Raw genomic sequence first — 18,404 nt, 5'->3', positions numbered from 1 at the left:
GAACTAAAAATACCAGCCAAGCGGCTGGTATTTTTTTGCCTATTGAAATGAGCTTCAATTTTCTGAGAGGCCATACTTAATTTTAAGTGCTTCAAGCTTCTGTTTGCCATGATTTTTGAAATAGGCGTTAAGGGCAGAGACGATCTGTTGTGCTTGAGGGTGGCTTTTTCTCACGGCTGCATAGAGTGGGGTTGTATCGAGATAGACTGGACTGAAACTCAGTTTCGAAGCATCAACTCTCATTTCTTTAATTGTCCAGCGACCAACGGCTTCGTCGGTGACTAGGACATCTGCTCTATCCGTCAGGATAAGGCGAATACTATTGGGTAAATGAATCGAGCTAACTGGAATTAGTTCTTGGTAATCTACAAGCTTTGCTCCGTAAGCATAGTTATCGATCATCGCAACGCGAATTCCCGCCAAGCTATGGAGAGAGGAAAACTCGAAATTAGCTTCTTGGCGTGAAACGACCGCCATTCTGTTGTGCATGTACATATCAGTAAAAATGTAATCCCTAGATCTCTGATCAGTTTTCCAGATCGCGATGATTACATCATTTTTACCATTGATAGTTTCTTTAAGAACTCGTGTCCAAGGTTTAACCGAGTAATCCACTTCAAAGCCAGCAGAAATCAATCCTTCAATCACTAAGTCATGAGCAATACCACTGCCGAGGGCAGAGTTCATTACATAAGGAGGCCATAAGTCTTGTGCGACTTTCAATGGCGCTGCGAAGGAGAGGCTACACCAAAGCCAACAGATAAGAAGGATGAGTTTGCTCGATTTGTCTCTTTTCACCTGATATGTCCAAGTAACATCTCACCCTTAAGTTTAGGCATAGAAAGCTAAAAATGTGTGTCTGTATGCACCTATAGCGAAAATTTTTCGTTTAGGTTTTGAACTTTATACATGACCTCTTTTCGCACAACTACGCTTGTCGACTTATCGCCTGAATACTCAGTAACGCCTTATTTTAATTGGCCTCTACTGCTGCAACTTAGGTGGATTTAGCTTTTTTATTTACCCTTAATCACAATCGCAGAGCGGCTTTTTTATTGATTCATTTGTGAATCATTACTAGCGCCAATAGTTTTTGTTTGCAGAGCGTGCAGATGGCATTTGACGCTCATAAATAAAAATCTATAGGAACAAAGAAATGAAAAAGACAGCACTAGCAGTAGCACTATCTCTTGTAGCCGGTTCAGCAGTTGCGGCAGAAGCACTTTCAGGTGACCAGTTCACTGTGTCAGGTGAGTTCGCTATTGGTGGCTACTACCAAGAAGACCGTAAAGAAAACGGTGCGGTAAACAACATTGAACAGCAGAAAGATGAAGAATTCTACAATGGTGGCGTAACGGGTTTTGATATTTTCGCTGACTACGAAAACGGCAACATTGTTGGTAAGTTTGGTGGTGAGTTTGACATTGAAGACGACTACGGTACGTCTGATTCAACGTTCACTATCACTGATACTTGGGTTGGCTACAAAACGGGTGCTGGTGTAGCGTCTATTGGTTACGCAAACGACACAGCGCTAGATGCAGTCGACGGTGCAGCGGACAAAACTATCGAGTTCCTATGGTCTCCATCTGATGCGTCTGACGCACGTCAAGTTGTAAAATTTGAAGGCGACAAAGAAGGCGTTAAATACGGTATCTCTTACTACGGTGACCGTAACTATGAAGGTAACGATCGTCAAGGTGGTTACAATGGTTACCTAGGTTACGAAAACGAAACGTTTATGGTTAACCTTGGTTATGAAGATAATGATGAAAAAGAAGGTTCAACTGATAAGCTGTACCTAATCAACGGTTCGGTAAACCTAGGTGCAGTAGGTATTGGCGCTACGTTTGCTGAAGAAGAGTTTGCTGACGGTAAGAAAGTTAAGCTGTACAACACGTCAGTTGGCTACACGCTTGACGCTCTATACCTAGCGGCTGGCTACGTGTCTGTTGAAGATACGCGCGAAGCGGTTAACTTCGGTGGCTCTTACGCGTTCACTTCTAACTTTACTGCGCTGGTTGATATTGCATACCACGTGTCTGATGAAGGTTACAATTCAGTAACAGGTGTAGGCCTTGAGAAAGGTGACATTGAGTCATTCCTAAAACTGGCTTACGCATTCTAAGATTCTCTTCACCTCTACGTTTGTAGCCCACTTCGGTGGGCTTTTATAAGCAGGACGCTTAAAGCATAATCCACTGCCTTTTCGCCCTCCGGAGTTGGAGGGTTTTTTCGTTTTTCACTTAATGAGAAAAATTGGGTTGTCTCGCCTCCAAGGATGATAGAAACGTGATCGCCGTTACGTTATGCGTTGATGACCAAATAGACATCGAATTATACCAATGCTCTAATTGAGAAAAATAACGACAAAGCAGAGCGTGATATGTCGCAACACCTGCACCTAGCCCAAGAGCGAATCCTTACTATTCCCAACAGCGATCTTAGTGCTGAAGCTATCGATAATCAGATAACCTTTACTTATCGGGGTTTATCCAATGATCCCGTCGATGATCAGTTTCTACTTTTTCAGACAGATTTTGATTTTGAACGTCGCGCCACCTTGCTAGGTGATGGTTTTCAAATGCTGGCTCAAACCACTGGTACTTACGAAGATCCAGTTGATATTGGTCGCTGCCCAGACAACAGCCCTAGCTATCGACTCTACGCTTCTAAAGCTCCTAAACGTTACTACAATTACCTAGTGGTAGAAGACTCGCTTGGCTATGCACTGTTCGGTTTTACCTCTTGTCATCGTTTTGCCGGGTATTTCACTGTGAGCGATGAGGATGGCCGAGTTAAGATCAATGCTTACATAGATGGGGAACAAACCTCACCTCAAGATTGGTCAACGAATCGTTTAGAATCCGTTGTGGTTTTAAGAGGAGAGTCTTTATCTGAGCTATATCTACAATACAGTCGTTTGATAAAGGAGCAGCATCCGATCCGCAAAGGCGTGACACAAGATTCGCCTCTAGGGTGGTGCTCGTGGTATGCCTACTACGCTGAAGTGACTGAGCAAAATATACACGCCAATGTTGAACAAATGCGCGAGCACTTAAAGCCGTTTGACTACGTCCTGCTTGATGATGGATACCAAGCATTTATGGGAGACTGGTTAACGCCTTCGGACAAATTCCCTTCTGGTATCAAATCTGTCCTCAGAGAAATCTGCTCAAATGGTAAAAAGCCTGCTATTTGGCTTGCGCCTTTTATTGCCCAACCTGAGTCTGAGATTTTCCGTAATCATCCCGATTGGTTTGTTCGTCATGAAGATGGAAGATTGCTCAAAGCCGAAGATGTCACTTATGCAGGTTGGCGCTGTACACCATGGTACATTCTTGATACCACTAATCTACAAGTCCAAGAACACCTTACGCGTGTCGTCCGAACCATGCGTGAAGAGTGGGGCGTCGAAATGTTTAAGCTTGACGCTAACTACTGGGGAACGTTGAAAGGGGTTCGTAGTCAGTCCGGCGTCACAGGTGTCGAAGCCTATCGTTTAGGCATGCAAGCCATTATTGAAGGGGCGGGGGATGCATTAGTACTTGGATGCAATGCGCCAATGTGGCCATCGTTGGGGCTGGTGGATGCTATGCGAGTGTCTGATGACGTAGAACGCTGCGCGACAAGGTTTGAACAAATAGCAAAAGAGACGTTTTACCGCAGTTGGCAGCATCGAAAACTTTGGCAAATCGATCCAGACTGCGCGACGTTTGTCTCTTTAGCCAATCAGGCAACAGAGAGAAAGTATTACGAGTTCCATCGAGACGCCTTGTTAGCGTGTGGTGGATTGTTATTGTCTGGTGACCCGCTGACAGAGCTCACCCCATTTGCTAAAAAAACGCTGGCTAAACTAACCATTCGACATAGACACAATCAGGAGGCAGCAAGATTCACGGCGCTGAATCTTCATCATGCTTTTCTTCAATTGACTGAGCGAAATGATCTCCATTGTTTGTTCAATTATCAAAGTACTGCCAGAGAAGTCACGCTAACCGCTAACTTCCCTGTCTATTGGTACGATTACTGGACAGGAGAAAAGCTAGTTCATGAACCGACCCAAGTATTAGAGGTGGGATTAGAATCGGGATTGTCTAGCCGAGCGATAATTACCTCGCTATAGCCTCTTAGCTAGATTAAAATGTCGAGCTAGATTAACGCGATAATAAAGAAAACAATGTCAATCATACTTGGTATTGACCCGGGCTCTCGTATCACAGGCTATGGTGTGATTCGTCAAACGGGTCGCCATCTGCAATATCTTGGTAGCGGCTGTATTCGTACCTCAGAAAAAGAACTGCCCGGTCGCCTTAAGCAAATCTACGCGGGTGTATCAGAGATCATCACTCAGTTTCAACCTGATGTATTTGCTATAGAGCAGGTCTTTATGGCACGAAATGCAGACTCTGCGCTCAAACTTGGTCAAGCTCGCGGTAGCGCAATTGTAGCCGCGGTCAACGCCGATTTACCCGTTTACGAGTATGCAGCGCGTCTGATTAAGCAAGCCGTGGTTGGTACAGGTGCGGCGGATAAAGAGCAAGTGCAGCATATGGTTCAACATATGCTTAAACTCCCGTCTAAGCCTCAAGCTGATGCGGCCGATGCCCTTGGTGTCGCAATCTGTCACGCCAACACCAACAAAACCTTGGTAGCTTTAGCAGGCAAAGCGACCAGCGCGAGACGTGGACGTTACCGTTAACCATTCCACACTATTTACTTCCAATTGGTGCAAAACTGAGACATATAAAACAGATCTGATTACAGGGTTTGTTATAAAAATGTTGCATTAATATAGTGGTCAGAGGTCTAACAAGATATCAATCAAGGAAGATTGAACATGAACCCTGTCAACGTATGGCGGCAACTCTGTATGCCTGCTCAACCTCAATGGACGAAAAATCAACAACGTCAGGCGGATACACTCTCTCTATTTACTTTCATCGCCTTTCTCGTCGGCGTGTATAGCCTGCTTAAATGGTCTAAGCACGGACATGAAAGCTTAATCATGACATCAGTACTGTTGATTGGCTTTGAACTGGCGGCGGCGGCTTGCTTAAAACTGTTGAAGAACCCTATTGTTGCGCTTAACCTCGGTTTTATTGGTATGTCGGTGCATGCCCTTAATATCATTTACCAAAGCGGCGGTGTTGTAGAGTCAACCCAAACTTACTGGGTTCCCTTACTTGTGGTGGCGTTCTTCTTATCTGGTACGCGAATGGTAGCCATCAGTTGGAGTGTGACGGTTATCTTGTGTTCCGCCATCATGACCTTTATGCATGTCTCTGGTAACTCGTTTCCGGTATTAGAGTTATCTGAATCTGCGCAACGCGTTGAAATCTGGTCCGGGACGGTATTGCCGTTAGTGGTGATCTGTATTGCGCAGGCGTTCACCGCCAAGCAAAGAGATAAAGCGATTGAAATCGCAGAGCGAGCAAAAAGTGATAGTGAAGCGATTGCTGAGAAGGCAACACTTGGCGAACAGAATCTTTCTCATGTTCTAGAGCAAGCCAATCAAAACTCAATACAGCTGAAAGATGTGTCGCAAACACTGGAATCTCAGTCGTTGACGCTAGATGATCAGGTCTCGAACCTGAACATCAATTGTGAATCTCAGGCCAGTGCGGCAGAGCAGATGAGTCAGCAAGTTCATCAGCTTGCCGAAGGAATTGAAGGTTCAACCCGTTTTGTTGATGAACTTAGAGAGCGCAGTGACGCGGTTCACCAGCAAGCGGAGACCAGTTCGCAGTTGCTTGAAGATTCTACCTCAGCCATCAGCCAAATTATTGGTAGCCATGAAGAGATCATGAAAGTGGCCGATTTGATTACCTCTGTTGCCGAACAAACTAACCTATTGGCGCTCAATGCTGCAATTGAAGCGGCAAGGGCAGGGGAGCAAGGTCGTGGCTTCGCTGTGGTGGCCGAGCAAGTGCGTGACCTTTCCGCTAAAAGTAGCCAGTCGGCGATTGAGATTAGAAACTTGCTTGACCGTAGCGAACAGGAAGTGAAACACGGACAAGACGTCGTTAATTCAAGTGCGGTGAAAATGAAGTCGATGATTGCTGAAGTTTCTGCCATTTCACAAGACGTCAACGGACTTGCCAATATCATGTCCAATCAAATGATGGCACTGAAAGAGCTCGACCAAGCGAGCAGTGAAGTGGCGAATGGCGTGGTTGAAACGAAAACAATTTCCGAAAACGTAGCGCAAAATGGTGCGCAATTGACCTCACAGGTAGACGCAGTAAGAACCTTAACTTCGCAACTTGATCAAGTTGTCTCAAAAATCTAGTTCCAAATAATAAAGGACTGGATGTCTATCCAGTTCTTTATTATCCTGTCGCAAATTCATTTCCAAAGAGTAACTACCGTGATTGGACGTCTGCGCGGCATTCTTATCGAGAAACAACCCCCTGAACTACTGATTGAAGTTAATGGCATTGGCTACGAAGTACAAATGCCGATGAGCTGCTTCTATGAGCTACCGAGTATCGGTGAAGAAGCGATCATCTATACTCATTTTGTTGTCCGAGAAGATGCCCAGTTACTGTATGGTTTCAATACCGTTAAAGAGCGAGCGTTGTTCCGTGAAGTGATTAAGGCCAATGGCGTCGGTCCTAAGCTCGGTCTAGCGATTCTTTCGGGTATGACAGCGAGTCAATTTGTCGCCAGTGTTGAGCGTGAAGATGTTTCGACACTAGTTAAACTGCCAGGTGTCGGTAAGAAAACAGCAGAGCGCCTTGTGGTCGAAATGAAGGACAGGCTAAAAGGTTGGAGCGCGGGTGACCTATTTACTCCGTTTACTGATGCTGCTCCTGTAGACTCAGCGCCGCAACCCGCTCAGTCAAATGCAGAGGAAGAAGCGATCAGTGCGCTACTTGCATTAGGCTATAAGCCGACTCAGGCATCTAAAGTGGTTTCACAGGTGAAGACGGACGAGATGAGCAGTGAGCAGCTTATTCGTGAAGCGCTGAAGTCGATGGTATAGAAAAGGCTTGAACAATGATTGAAGCGGATCGATTAATCGCACCAGATAACACGGTGTATAAAGAAGAGGATGTTATCGATCGTGCGATACGTCCGAAGAAACTCGAAGACTACAAAGGCCAAGATCATGTTCGTGATCAGATGGAGATCTTCATTAAAGCAGCGCAGCTACGTAATGAAGCACTCGATCACTTATTGATATTTGGTCCTCCAGGTTTGGGTAAAACAACATTAGCTAATATTGTTGCCAACGAGATGGACGTGAATATTCGTACGACCTCTGGCCCAGTACTTGAAAAAGCAGGCGATCTGGCGGCGCTGTTAACCAACCTCGAAGAGAATGATGTTCTTTTCATTGACGAGATCCACCGACTTAGCCCTATGGTTGAAGAGGTACTTTATCCGGCGATGGAAGATTACCAACTTGATATCATGATTGGTGAAGGTCCGGCGGCTCGCTCCATAAAAATCGATTTACCGCCATTTACTCTGATTGGTGCTACGACGCGCGCAGGCTCGTTAACTTCACCACTGCGCGATCGCTTCGGTATTACTCAGCGTTTGGAATACTACAAAATCCCAGATCTGCAAAACATTGTTCAGCGTAGTGCTGACTGCTTAGGTCTATCGATGGAGTCTGAGGGCGCGTTGGAAGTGGCCAGACGTGCTCGTGGTACCCCCCGAATTGCTAACCGCTTACTTCGCCGCGTTCGAGATTACGCAGAAGTGAAAGGTAATGGTCATATTTGCGCGGAGGTCGCAGACAAAGCACTCAATATGCTGGATGTGGATGCGCAAGGCTTCGACTATATGGATAGAAAATTGCTTCTAGCTATTATGGAGAAGTTTGGTGGCGGCCCTGTCGGCTTGGACAACATGGCGGCTGCGATTGGTGAGGAAAAAGACACTATAGAAGATGTTCTAGAGCCTTACTTGATTCAGCAAGGCTATCTGCAACGGACACCGCGCGGAAGAATTGCCACGGATCGCGCGTATCTTCATTTCGGAATTGAAAAATAAGTTTTCAGTAGCCAGCTCACAGAAGCTGGCTTTTTCTTTTGGTGATCTATATCACACTAATGTAATTTACTTACTACTTAATAGGTAGCGCAATTGAGTGACTTGTTAACTGCTTGTTTTGCATAAATACTTAATGGCCTGTCACCAATAACCCCTTCGTAACAAAACACCCTTCAAACTGTTGATGTAGATCAATGTGATGGTTTTTTGGTCAAAAATGCCGTGCAAAACTTGATACAAATCAAAGCGAACTCTGGCTATAAACCTTTTGAAACAACCTGTTTTTAGCAGTAATATTAGCGCCAGCTATATTAGCTGATGCTTAACAATTAACTAACCATTACGGTACATTTTTGCAACAGGTTGGCTATCTTTTATAACACTGTTTAAGTTTGCCCAACGCTTAATAACAATGCATTAATGTAGAGAGTGTCTTCAGCCGACACATAGGAGTAATCATGATCGATGTTGTTGATCTATCGCGGTTGCAGTTTGCACTGACAGCGATGTATCACTTCCTATTCGTACCGTTGACTCTAGGTATGGCCTTCTTACTGGCTATCATGGAATCAATGTACGTAATGACGAACAAGCAAATCTATAAGGACATGACAAAGTTCTGGGGTAAGCTATTCGGTATTAACTTTGCACTTGGTGTGGCTACCGGCCTTACCATGGAGTTCCAGTTTGGTACTAACTGGTCTTACTATTCGCATTACGTAGGTGATATTTTCGGTGCACCTTTGGCGATTGAAGCCCTAGTTGCCTTCTTCTTAGAATCCACCTTTGTTGGTCTTTTCTTCTTTGGCTGGGATCGTCTCTCAAAACGTCAACACCTTGTTGTTACTTGGTTAGTTGCGCTAGGTTCTAACTTCTCTGCACTTTGGATCTTGGTAGCAAACGGCTGGATGCAAAACCCAGTTGGCGCTGAATTTAACTTTGAAACCATGCGTATGGAAATGGTGAGCTTTGCTGAGGTTGTTCTAAACCCAGTTGCTCAGGTTAAATTCGTTCATACCGTAGCATCTGGCTACACGACTGGCGCAATGTTCATTCTAGGCATCAGCTCTTACTACCTATTAAAAGGTCGTGACATCGCATTCGCTCGTCGTTCATTTGCTATCGCGGCTTCGTTCGGTATGGCTGCTATCTTATCGGTTATCATTCTTGGTGATGAATCCGGTTACGAGCTAGGTGAAGTGCAGAAGGTGAAACTTGCTGCGATTGAAGCTGAATGGCACACAGAGCCAGCTCCTGCCGCGTTTACGCTGTTTGGTTTACCTAACCAAGAGACAATGCACACCGATTACGCGATTAAGATCCCTTACGTTATGGGTATTATCGCGACGCGTTCTCTAGATGAGCAGGTAACAGGTCTCCGTGATCTGCGTGATGACCATGTTGAACGTGTTCGTACTGGTATGTACGCGTATGAGCTTCTAGAGAAGCTACGTGCGGGTGATAAATCAGAAGAAAACATGGCAGCGTTTGATGAAGTGAAAGGCGACCTCGGTTATGGCCTACTTCTGAAGCGTTACACTGAAAATGTTGTCGATGCGACAGAAGAGCAAATTCAAGCGGCAGCGGATGATTCTATCCCAACGGTTTGGCCTCTATTCTGGTCGTTCCGTATCATGGTTGCGTGTGGCTTTATTATGCTATTCGTATTCGGTGCTGCATTCGTACAAACATGTCGCCAGAAAATCGAGCAAAAACCTTGGATTCTCAAGGCGGCGCTATTCAGTATTCCTCTTCCTTGGATTGCAATTGAAGCAGGTTGGTTTGTTGCCGAGTATGGTCGTCAGCCATGGGCGGTAGGTGAAATCCTTCCGACGCATGTTGCAGCTTCAGCGCTGACAATTGGTGAGCTTTGGACTTCTCTATTCGCGATCCTTGCACTGTACACAGTGTTCTTGATTGCTGAAGTTTACCTAATGCTTAAATTTGCACGCAAAGGTCCTAGCAGCCTGAAAACTGGTCGCTACCACTTCGAACAAAACGCTGACTCTGTTGAAGACAAAGTTGGTCGCTCAGTCGAAGTTTAAGTGAGGGAATATTATGTTTGATTACGAAATCTTACGACTTATCTGGTGGGTTCTGATTGGTGTTCTGCTAGTTGGTTTCGCCGTCACTGATGGCTTTGATATGGGCGTTGCTGCGCTGTCACCTGTTATCGGTAAAAGCGACACTGAACGTCGTATTATGCTCAACACAATTGCTCCTCACTGGGATGGTAACCAAGTTTGGTTGATCACAGCGGGTGGTGCACTGTTCGCAGCATGGCCTCTAGTTTACGCAACGTCGTTTTCTGGATTCTATTTAGCAATGTATGTGACCTTAGCTGCGCTTTGGCTACGTCCACTTGCACTAGACTACCGTTCTAAAATTGAAGAGCCAAAATGGCGTAAGGCTTGGGACTACGCACTTTGCTTCAGTGGCACAGTTCCGCCAATCATCTTCGGTGTCGCATTTGGTAACCTGCTTCAAGGCGTACCATTTGAGTTGAATGATCTGCTGATGTCGCAATACAAGGGTTCGTTCTTTGCACTACTCAACCCATTTGCGTTGCTTTGTGGTGTACTTAGCCTGATGCTATTTGTTCTACAAGGTGCAACTTGGCTTCAAATGAAGACAACAGAAGCACTGCACTTACGTGCACGTAATGTGGCTCAAATCGCGGGTCTGATTGCTACAGTACTGTTTGTAATTGGTGGCTTCTGGGTTCAGTCTATCGATGGTTACGTCATCACAAGCGCTATCGATACAATGGCTGCATCTAACCCACTGAACAAAGAAGTGGCGATTCAGGCAGGTGCTTGGATGCAGAACTTTGAAACTTACCCAGCAATGTGGGCAGCACCAGTTATTGGTGTGTTAATGCCGCTACTGGCTGTATTTGCTTCTCGCATTGAGCGCGGTGGATTTGCTTTCTTGTTCTCAAGCCTTGCTAACGCAGGTGTGATTCTAACGGCAGGTTTTGCGATGTTCCCATTCGTAATGCCTTCAAGCCTAGTACCTAGCCATAGCTTAACGATGTGGGACTCAACGGCAAGTGAACTGACACTTGGTCTGATGACACTAGTTGCTGCGGTAATGGTGCCTGTGATTCTTGGCTACACGACTTGGACATACTACAAAATGTTTGGTCGTCTTGATAAGAAACACATCGAAGACAACGACGTTTCAGCTTACTAAGGAGCAACGATTATGTGGTATTTCGCATGGATTCTGGGTGTATTACTCGCTTGTGCATTCGGCATCATCAACGCTCTTTGGTTAGAGCACTCTGAAATGATGGACAAAGACAGTGAGTAATCTCGCTGCGCAGGTAGCTAAGCTACATGCACCTGTTGATAAGACTCTGTTCCGAGCCTTATCACTGGTTCTTGGTTTTTATCACGTAGCTATGGTTATGTGGGACCCAGAACTGTATTCCGCTTCAATCGGCGGTTTCAATGCCATTATTTCACCACTGCTGATTTGGGCAATTTGCTCTAGCATGGTGTCTGGTCTGGGTTTTAAACCTCGTAATTGGTATTGGCAGGTGCTGTTCAGTCCGTACTGCTCATTGACGATTCTTATATACCTCACGGTAGTTCGTCTGATCTAAGGGCTAAACTCCGCTCATTTTGTCTAAAAAAAGTGCGACTCATTGAATGGGTTGCGCTTTTTTTTGTTTCAAGCTTTGAATTCACTTATTAAGTCTTGCATAGATAGTAATGAGTTGCGTTATAGTAACCGTCTAGAAAAACAAGTTTGGGCGCTATAGTGCAAGAGCAGACAAAGACATTTGAGTGGCCGGTAACGGTTTATTATGAAGACACTGATGCTGGTGGCGTGGTGTACCATTCCAACTACCTCAAATTCTTTGAACGGGCAAGAACTGAACTACTTCGCACTATCGGTGTGTCTCAACAAGTCCTTTTGGAACAAAACATCGGTTTCGTAGTCCGACACATGGATATCGATTTTTTGCAGGGTGCTCGCCTTGACGATCATCTCACTGTAAGGACAAAAATTGCTGACCTTAAAAAAGCTTCACTCACTTTCTGTCAGGAGATCGTTAATCCTGAGGGTAAGTCATTGTGTAAGGCAATGGTTAAGGTAGCATGTATCGACAATATAAAAATGAGGCCAAAAGCAATGCCTCAATCAATAGTTATGGAGTTAACTGATAGTGACCGCTGATATTTCGATGCTAGACCTTTTCTTGCAGGCGAGCCTGCTAGTAAAAATGGTTATGCTGATCCTTTTAGGCATGTCGATTGTTTCTTGGGCAATGATCATTAAGCGCAGTAAGGTGCTTTCTCAGGCATCAAAAGATGCAGAAACCTTCGAAGATAAGTTTTGGTCAGGTACTGATCTGTCGATTCTTTATCAAAATGCCAAAAAGCGTAAGGACGACTTAGCGGGTACAGAAGAGATCTTCTACTCCGGTTTCACTGAGTTTGCTCGTCTACGTAAGTCTAACGCTGACTCTCCAGATTTCATTATGGAAGGGACTGGCCGCTCGATGCGTGTCGCTGTGGCGCGAGAAGTGGATGAGCTTGAAACCAATCTTCCATTCCTAGCAACTGTCGGCTCAATCAGTCCTTACATTGGTCTATTTGGTACCGTTTGGGGCATCATGCATGCTTTCATTGCGCTAGGTGAAGTAAAACAAGCGACGCTCGCGATGGTTGCTCCTGGTATCGCCGAAGCACTCGTTGCAACGGCGATGGGTCTATTTGCTGCAATTCCCGCGGTAATGGCATACAACCGATTCAGCAGTAAAGTGGGTAAGCTAGAGCACAACTACGCAACCTTCTCAGAAGAGTTCCACAGTATTTTGCACCGTCAAGCAATGGCTGGCCGCGATACTGCAAGTAAGGAATAGTTGCTATGGCTGGCTACCAACCTAAAAAGCGCAAGATGACTGCTGAAATTAACGTTGTACCTTATATCGACGTTATGCTGGTTCTTCTGATCATTTTCATGGTGACCTCACCTTTTGTCACACAAGGGGTCGACGTTGAACTGCCAAAAACTGCCACAGCCAAGCCAGCTTCTGAACTGGCGGGCGACAGTGACGCAAGCTTTATCATTGTTGAAATCGACAAAGACGGAAACCTTGGTCTTAGCGTCAATGACGAAGAGGTATCACGTGGTATCTCACTACAAGACGTGATTGTTCGTGTTAAAGCAGAACTGTCTTTAAAGCCTGATTCACCTGTTGCAGTCGGTGGTGATGCCGCTACCCCTTATGCAGAAGTCGTTTTGGTATTAGACGAATTGAGTCGTGCAGGCATTCCGAAAGTCGGTTTGCTGACAGATATTAAGGAATAATCGTCGCTGCGATGAAAGAGAACAAACCTAAAAAGAACGATTACAAAAAGCCGATCATCATATCGGCTGCTTTGCATGGACTTCTTATTGCGGCTTTAATTTGGGGCACTGACTTTACAATGTCTAAGCCGGAGCCGACTGGGCGTATGGTTCAAGCAGTCGTCATCGATCCAGATCTTGTCAGGCAGCAAGCGCAACAGATTCGTAGCAAGCGTGAAGAAGCGGCGAAGAAAGAGCAAGATCGTTTAGATAAGCTCCGCCGTGAAAGCGAACAGCTTGAAAAAAACCGTAAAGCCGAAGAAGAACGCATTCGTAAGCTCAAAGAGCAGCAAGCCAAAGAGGCTAAAGCGGCACGTGAAGCGGAAAAACAACGCATTGCTAAAGAGAAAGAGCGCAAAGCTGAAGAAGCTCGTGTGAAAAAAGAAAAAGAACGCGTAGCCAAACTTGAAGCGGAGCGAAAAGCGAAAGAGCAAGCGATTAAGAAGGCTGAACAAGAACGCTTAGCGAAAGAAGCGGCGATTGCCAAAGCAGAGCAAGAGCGTATTGCCCGTGAAAAAGCGGCAAAAGAAGCGGAAGAGAAAGCGCGACGTCAACGTGAAGCGGCAGAGAAAGCTGAGAAAGAACGTATAGCGAAAGAGAAAGCGGCCAAAGAGGCGGCTGAGAAGGCGCGCAAAGAGAAAGAACGCTTAGAGCGGATTGAACGCGAGCGTAAAGAGCAAGAAGCAGCGCTTAACGATATCTTTGCAGGCTTAGAAACGGAAGCTGAGGCGAACACCTCGGCGCGTTCTAGCCACGTCTCTAGCGAGGCTGACCGTTATGGCGCAATTTACACTCAGCTCATTCAGCAAAATTTATTGCTGGAGGACAGTTTTCGGGGAAAGTCTTGTCGAGTTAACCTGCGTTTGATCCCTACGGGAGCAGACGCAATTGTTGGCAATCTTTCCGTTCTGGATGGTGATAGCCGTTTATGCGCGGCAACCAAGCGTGCTGTGGCGCAAGTGAACAGTTTTCCTCTGCCTAAAGATCCAGACGTTGTGAACAAAATTAAGAATATCAATTTAACCGTAGTACCTGAGTTATAAGGAAAAGCTTGTGTTAAAGCGACTAGTAATAGGATGTGTGCTCACTGTAATGAGCGTGTTCCAAACGGCGAATGCGGCGTTGGAACTAGTGATTACAGATGGTATTGACTCGGCGCGACCAATCGCGATCGTGCCATTTAAATGGGAAGGCAATACACAACTTCCTGAAGATGTATCAAAAGTGATTGCTTCAGATTTGCAGCGCAGTGGTAAATTTAGCCCTGTAGCAACGAGTAAAATGCCACAAACGCCATACAGCGAAGCGGAAGTTGATTTCAATGCTTGGACTGGGTTGGGTGTTGATGCTCTAGTGACAGGTTCAATTTCCCAAAATGCAGAGGGTAACTACGTTATTAACTATCAGCTGGTAGACGTAGTGAGAGGTCAGTTGACTCAAGGCCAGAGTAAGTCTTTAAGTGGCGATGGTCAGCTAGTTCTGTCTAAAGATCATGTGATTTTTAACAAACGAGCGACAGTACCGGGTAAGCGACTTAGAGAATATGCGCACAGAATCTCAGATCTAGTCTATGAAGCATTAACTGGTGAAAAAGGTGCGTTTTTAACACGTATTGCTTACGTTGTTGTCAATGACAAAGACAATTTCCCATACCAGCTACGCGTATCTGATTATGATGGTTACAATGAGCGCCTAGTACTGCGTTCTAAGCAGCCATTGATGTCTCCAGCTTGGTCTCCCGATGGTAAAAAACTTGCTTATGTGAGCTTCCAAAACGGCCAAGCTGAGATCTTCATTATGAATATCTACACGGGCGAACGTGAGAAGTTGACGTCATATCCTCGTCACAATGGTGCGCCAAGATTCTCTCCAGACGGCAGTAAGCTCGCTTTGGTTTTATCAAAAACCGGTAGCCTGCAAGTTTATACGTTGGATCTGAACACTAGAAAACTGACTCAAATTACCCGCGGTAGATCGAATAATACTGAACCATTTTGGCATCCAGATGGTAAATCTCTGATCTTTACCTCGGATCGGGGTGGAAAACCTCAAATTTATCAAGTAGATTTGGCAAGTAATTCGACCAAGCGTTTAACATGGCAAGGCAGCCAGAACCTTGGTGGGCAAATTACACCAGATGGCCGCTTCTTAGTGATGGTGAATCGCAGCAATACAGGGTTCAATCTAGCCAAGCTAGATATGGAAACCGGAGCGATGCAGATTCTAACCAAAACATTGTTGGATGAATCTCCAAGTATTGCGCCAAATGGTGGTATGGTCATTTATAGCTCGATCTATAACAAGACCAATGTTCTTTCAATGGTCTCCATTGATGGACGCTTTAAAGCAAGGTTACCGGCAACAAATGGTCGAGTTCGTGCACCTGCATGGTCACCGTTTTTGTAGCAAGTAAGTATCAATAACAAAGGAAACTATAACAATGCAACTTAATAAAGTTCTTAAAGGGCTTCTAATTGCGCTACCAGTTCTAGCGGTTACAGCATGTAGCTCAAGTGATGACGCAGCGAACTCTACTGGTTCAACTGAAACTAACCAAGTTCAAACGACAGATAACACAGCTGTTTCTCCACTAGAAGCAAATGGCCAGCTTTCTGAGCAAGAGCTTAAAGAGCAAGCACTACGCGAAACTTCAACAATCTACTTTGCTTTCGACAACTCTACTATCGCGGGTGACTACGAAGAGATGCTAGCGGCTCACGCAGCTTACCTAAGCAAAGATCCATCTCTAGAAGTTAAGATCGAAGGTCACGCAGATGAGCGTGGTACTCCAGAGTACAACATCGCACTAGGCGAGCGCCGTGCAGAAGCTGTAGCGAAATATCTACAAGCTCTAGGTGTTCAAGCGGATCAAATCGAAGTTGTAAGCTACGGTGAAGAGAAGCCACTTCTTCTAGGTCAATCAGAAGATGTTTACGCTAAGAACCGCCGCGCAGTTCTAGTGTACTAATTGAGGAATTGCCTCATGTTCAGTAACCTTAAGCGCGTTGTTACGCTTACGTTACTGGCAAGTGCAGCGAGTAGTGTACTCGCTGCACCAGCTCCAGTATCCGATCTAAGCGGTAGCAATACTGCCACTTCTTCATCGTCAGTTCGTGGTAACGAAACTGATGTTCAGCGCTTAGAGCGCCTATTGGAAAACCGCAATCGCGTCCAGTTGCAAATGCAGCAACAGCTCGATGACATGGCTCTTGAAATCAGTGAGCTTCGCGGTCAATTAGAAAAAAGCACTTATGACATGCAGCAGATGTTGCAGCGTCAAAGAGAGCTCTTCATTGAGTTAGATAAGGTTCGCAGCCAAGCATCAACGCCTGTTGCTCAAACGACACCGGAAGACTCAGCGAAACCTGCAGGTGGGACTTTTAGTTCCAATGTAGATGAGCAGACTGCGTATCAGAACTCGGTAGACTTAATCCTTAAGAAGCGTGACTATACGGGTGCAATTGCTGCATTCCAGCAGTTTCAGAAAGACTTCCCGGACTCAAGCTTCACGCCAAACTCGCATTATTGGCTAGGCCAACTTTATTTTGCCAAGAAGCAAGATAAAGAAGCAGTGAAGAGTTTTGCCGCCGTGATCACTTATAAAGAATCCAACAAGCGTGCAGATGCTTTGGTGAAACTTGGTGATATCGCAGCTCGCAATAATAACCAAGCTCAAGCGACAAAGTACTATCAGCAAGTGGTTGATGAGTATCCAAATAGTGCTTCAGCTAAGTTGGCAAAAGAGCGTCTTTAACCGTTCATAATTTGTAGTGAAGAGGAGTGCAAAGCGCTCCTTTTTTGTTTTCCTTTGTGTCGACGCTGGAATCTACAATAGCGTTAAGGTTACAATACTCGGATTACTGGAAGTAGCGTAGCGCAAAAGCAATGAGCCACATATTAGACACAATTGAGACAGTTTACCCATTCCCACCAAAACCAATTCCGCTAACAGAAGAAGAAAAACAAGCACACATTGCCAACATCAAAGTGTTGCTTAAAGAAAAAGACGCGGTATTGATTGCTCACTATTACACAGATCCTGAGATCCAAGCTTTGGCAGAAGAGACTGGCGGTTTTGTCGGTGATTCACTTGAAATGGCAAAGTTTGGTAACCGCCACCCTGCAAGCACACTGATCATCGGTGGTGTGCGCTTTATGGGTGAGTCAGCTAAGATCCTGACACCTGAAAAGCGTATTCTTATGCCAACTCTAGAGGCGGAGTGTTCTCTAGATCTTGGTTGTCCTGCTGACAAGTTTTCTGAGTTTTGTGATGCCCACCCTGATCACAAAGTTGTTGTGTACGCAAACACCTCTGCTGCAGTAAAAGCACGCGCTGACTGGGTTGTAACATCGAGCATCGCATTAGAAATCGTTGAACACCTAGACTCTGAAGATACGCCAATTATTTGGGGCCCTGATCGCCACCTAGGTTCGTACATTGCTAACCAAACTGGCGCAGACATGCTGTTATGGCAAGGTGAATGTGTGGTTCACGATGAGTTTTCCGCGGATGCCCTGCGTAAGATGAAAGGTTTATATCCAGACGCAGCCATCCTTGTTCACCCAGAGTCACCTGCTAGCGTTGTTGAATTAGCAGATGCTGTCGGCTCGACAAGTCAGCTAATTAAGGCGGCAAAAGAGCTGCCACAGCAGAAAATGATTGTTGCGACTGATAAAGGCATCTTCTTTAAAATGCAGCAGCTTGTTCCAGAAAAAGAGCTGATAGAAGCGCCAACTGCGGGTGCAGGTGCAACTTGTCGTAGCTGTGCACACTGCCCTTGGATGGCAATGAACGGCCTAAAAGCGATTGAAGCTGCGCTACGTGATGGTGGTGAAGAGCACGAAATCTTTGTTGATGAAGAGCTACGTGTTAAATCTCTTATCCCGTTGAACCGCATGCTAGATTTTGCTGAGCAACTAAACATGCAGGTAAAAGGCAACGCTTAAGCGGATATTTGTCACAGTTATCAAGACCAGCCTCATTGGCTGGTTTTTTTGTATTAGCTCTTAGGCTTAAATACCCTTAAGCGAAC

19 protein-coding genes are annotated in these 18,404 nt (G+C 45.5%); 18 read left to right on the top strand and 1 reads right to left on the bottom strand.

Annotation, left to right across the window (positions count from 1 at the left end):
* Positions 1-54 precede the first annotated feature (54 nt).
* Positions 55-798, bottom strand: a complete 744-nt coding sequence (locus AC6R00_RS13975) for a substrate-binding periplasmic protein (RefSeq protein ID WP_239855275.1) — start codon at positions 796-798, stop codon at positions 55-57.
* 358 nt (positions 799-1,156) lie between these two features.
* On the opposite strand from AC6R00_RS13975, the gene AC6R00_RS13970 reads away from it, so the two are divergent.
* The 18 genes from AC6R00_RS13970 (at position 1,157) to nadA (ending at position 18,318) form a co-directional block, all read left to right on the top strand.
* The gene (locus AC6R00_RS13970) at positions 1,157-2,128 is read left to right on the top strand and encodes a porin (protein ID WP_500640795.1); all 972 of its coding nucleotides are present in this window, start codon (positions 1,157-1,159) and stop codon (positions 2,126-2,128) included.
* A gap of 258 nt (positions 2,129-2,386) precedes the next feature.
* On the top strand, positions 2,387-4,126 hold the full coding sequence (locus tag AC6R00_RS13965; RefSeq protein WP_500640794.1) for a glycoside hydrolase family 36 protein: 1,740 nt from the start codon (positions 2,387-2,389) through the stop codon (positions 4,124-4,126).
* A 54-nt stretch (positions 4,127-4,180) separates the two neighbouring features.
* A complete protein-coding gene (ruvC, locus tag AC6R00_RS13960; protein WP_004744295.1) occupies positions 4,181-4,702 on the top strand; it encodes a crossover junction endodeoxyribonuclease RuvC in 522 nt (173 codons plus the stop codon).
* Between the two features lie 138 nt (positions 4,703-4,840).
* On the top strand, positions 4,841-6,292 hold the full coding sequence (locus AC6R00_RS13955) for a methyl-accepting chemotaxis protein (RefSeq protein ID WP_500640793.1): 1,452 nt from the start codon (positions 4,841-4,843) through the stop codon (positions 6,290-6,292).
* Positions 6,293-6,370: 78 nt separating this feature from the next.
* Positions 6,371-6,988 (top strand): Holliday junction branch migration protein RuvA, encoded by a 618-nt coding sequence (gene ruvA / locus AC6R00_RS13950; protein WP_004744293.1) that lies wholly within the window; start codon positions 6,371-6,373, stop codon positions 6,986-6,988.
* A gap of 14 nt (positions 6,989-7,002) precedes the next feature.
* Complete coding sequence (gene ruvB / locus AC6R00_RS13945; protein ID WP_171322695.1) at positions 7,003-8,007, top strand: Holliday junction branch migration DNA helicase RuvB; 1,005 nt, start codon at positions 7,003-7,005, stop codon at positions 8,005-8,007.
* Between the two features lie 458 nt (positions 8,008-8,465).
* A complete protein-coding gene (gene cydA / locus AC6R00_RS13940) occupies positions 8,466-10,052 on the top strand; it encodes a cytochrome ubiquinol oxidase subunit I (protein ID WP_500640792.1) in 1,587 nt (528 codons plus the stop codon).
* Between the two features lie 13 nt (positions 10,053-10,065).
* Positions 10,066-11,202 carry a cytochrome d ubiquinol oxidase subunit II gene (gene cydB, locus AC6R00_RS13935; protein WP_500640791.1) on the top strand — a complete coding sequence of 379 codons (1,137 nt, stop codon included), beginning with the start codon at positions 10,066-10,068 and terminating at the stop codon, positions 11,200-11,202.
* A gap of 12 nt (positions 11,203-11,214) precedes the next feature.
* Positions 11,215-11,322, top strand: a complete 108-nt coding sequence (gene cydX / locus AC6R00_RS13930) for a cytochrome bd-I oxidase subunit CydX (protein WP_000270284.1) — start codon at positions 11,215-11,217, stop codon at positions 11,320-11,322.
* Entirely contained in the window at positions 11,315-11,617 is a 303-nt protein-coding gene (gene ybgE / locus AC6R00_RS13925; protein WP_500640790.1) for a cyd operon protein YbgE, read from the top strand. The genes cydX and ybgE overlap by 8 nt, the downstream gene beginning before the upstream one ends.
* A gap of 158 nt (positions 11,618-11,775) precedes the next feature.
* Entirely contained in the window at positions 11,776-12,195 is a 420-nt protein-coding gene (gene ybgC / locus AC6R00_RS13920; RefSeq protein ID WP_500640789.1) for a tol-pal system-associated acyl-CoA thioesterase, read from the top strand.
* Positions 12,185-12,883 (top strand): protein TolQ, encoded by a 699-nt coding sequence (tolQ, locus tag AC6R00_RS13915; protein WP_004743335.1) that lies wholly within the window; start codon positions 12,185-12,187, stop codon positions 12,881-12,883. Before ybgC ends, tolQ begins: the two co-directional genes overlap by 11 nt.
* A gap of 5 nt (positions 12,884-12,888) precedes the next feature.
* Positions 12,889-13,332: a protein TolR gene (gene tolR, locus AC6R00_RS13910; protein WP_004743336.1), complete on the top strand. Its 444-nt coding sequence runs from the start codon at positions 12,889-12,891 to the stop codon at positions 13,330-13,332.
* A gap of 11 nt (positions 13,333-13,343) precedes the next feature.
* The gene (tolA, locus tag AC6R00_RS13905; RefSeq protein ID WP_500640788.1) at positions 13,344-14,414 is read left to right on the top strand and encodes a cell envelope integrity protein TolA; all 1,071 of its coding nucleotides are present in this window, start codon (positions 13,344-13,346) and stop codon (positions 14,412-14,414) included.
* A 49-nt stretch (positions 14,415-14,463) separates the two neighbouring features.
* Positions 14,464-15,777 (top strand): Tol-Pal system beta propeller repeat protein TolB, encoded by a 1,314-nt coding sequence (gene tolB / locus AC6R00_RS13900; protein ID WP_425666843.1) that lies wholly within the window; start codon positions 14,464-14,466, stop codon positions 15,775-15,777.
* Between the two features lie 34 nt (positions 15,778-15,811).
* Positions 15,812-16,339 carry a peptidoglycan-associated lipoprotein Pal gene (gene pal / locus AC6R00_RS13895; RefSeq protein ID WP_004743339.1) on the top strand — a complete coding sequence of 176 codons (528 nt, stop codon included), beginning with the start codon at positions 15,812-15,814 and terminating at the stop codon, positions 16,337-16,339.
* 15 nt (positions 16,340-16,354) lie between these two features.
* Positions 16,355-17,125 carry a tol-pal system protein YbgF gene (ybgF, locus tag AC6R00_RS13890; RefSeq protein WP_004743340.1) on the top strand — a complete coding sequence of 257 codons (771 nt, stop codon included), beginning with the start codon at positions 16,355-16,357 and terminating at the stop codon, positions 17,123-17,125.
* 131 nt (positions 17,126-17,256) lie between these two features.
* On the top strand, positions 17,257-18,318 hold the full coding sequence (nadA, locus tag AC6R00_RS13885; RefSeq protein WP_004749750.1) for a quinolinate synthase NadA: 1,062 nt from the start codon (positions 17,257-17,259) through the stop codon (positions 18,316-18,318).
* Positions 18,319-18,404: the final 86 nt, after the last annotated feature.

This window comes from Vibrio sp. R10-SF1-ISO8 (assembly GCF_059833805.1).
The sequence above is the reverse complement of the archived record's forward strand: the minus strand, read 5'-3'. Positions and strand labels throughout refer to the sequence as shown.

Coding starts and splice junctions, on each gene's coding strand:
- AC6R00_RS13970 (WP_500640795.1), top strand. CDS start 1,157: ATGAAAAAGACAGCACTAGCAGTAGCACTATCTCTTGTAGCCGGTTCA.
- AC6R00_RS13965 (WP_500640794.1), top strand. CDS start 2,387: ATGTCGCAACACCTGCACCTAGCCCAAGAGCGAATCCTTACTATTCCC.
- ruvC (WP_004744295.1), top strand. CDS start 4,181: ATGTCAATCATACTTGGTATTGACCCGGGCTCTCGTATCACAGGCTAT.
- AC6R00_RS13955 (WP_500640793.1), top strand. CDS start 4,841: ATGAACCCTGTCAACGTATGGCGGCAACTCTGTATGCCTGCTCAACCT.
- ruvB (WP_171322695.1), top strand. CDS start 7,003: ATGATTGAAGCGGATCGATTAATCGCACCAGATAACACGGTGTATAAA.
- cydA (WP_500640792.1), top strand. CDS start 8,466: ATGATCGATGTTGTTGATCTATCGCGGTTGCAGTTTGCACTGACAGCG.
- cydB (WP_500640791.1), top strand. CDS start 10,066: ATGTTTGATTACGAAATCTTACGACTTATCTGGTGGGTTCTGATTGGT.
- cydX (WP_000270284.1), top strand. CDS start 11,215: ATGTGGTATTTCGCATGGATTCTGGGTGTATTACTCGCTTGTGCATTC.
- tolR (WP_004743336.1), top strand. CDS start 12,889: ATGGCTGGCTACCAACCTAAAAAGCGCAAGATGACTGCTGAAATTAAC.
- tolA (WP_500640788.1), top strand. CDS start 13,344: ATGAAAGAGAACAAACCTAAAAAGAACGATTACAAAAAGCCGATCATC.
- tolB (WP_425666843.1), top strand. CDS start 14,464: ATGAGCGTGTTCCAAACGGCGAATGCGGCGTTGGAACTAGTGATTACA.
- pal (WP_004743339.1), top strand. CDS start 15,812: ATGCAACTTAATAAAGTTCTTAAAGGGCTTCTAATTGCGCTACCAGTT.
- ybgF (WP_004743340.1), top strand. CDS start 16,355: ATGTTCAGTAACCTTAAGCGCGTTGTTACGCTTACGTTACTGGCAAGT.
- nadA (WP_004749750.1), top strand. CDS start 17,257: ATGAGCCACATATTAGACACAATTGAGACAGTTTACCCATTCCCACCA.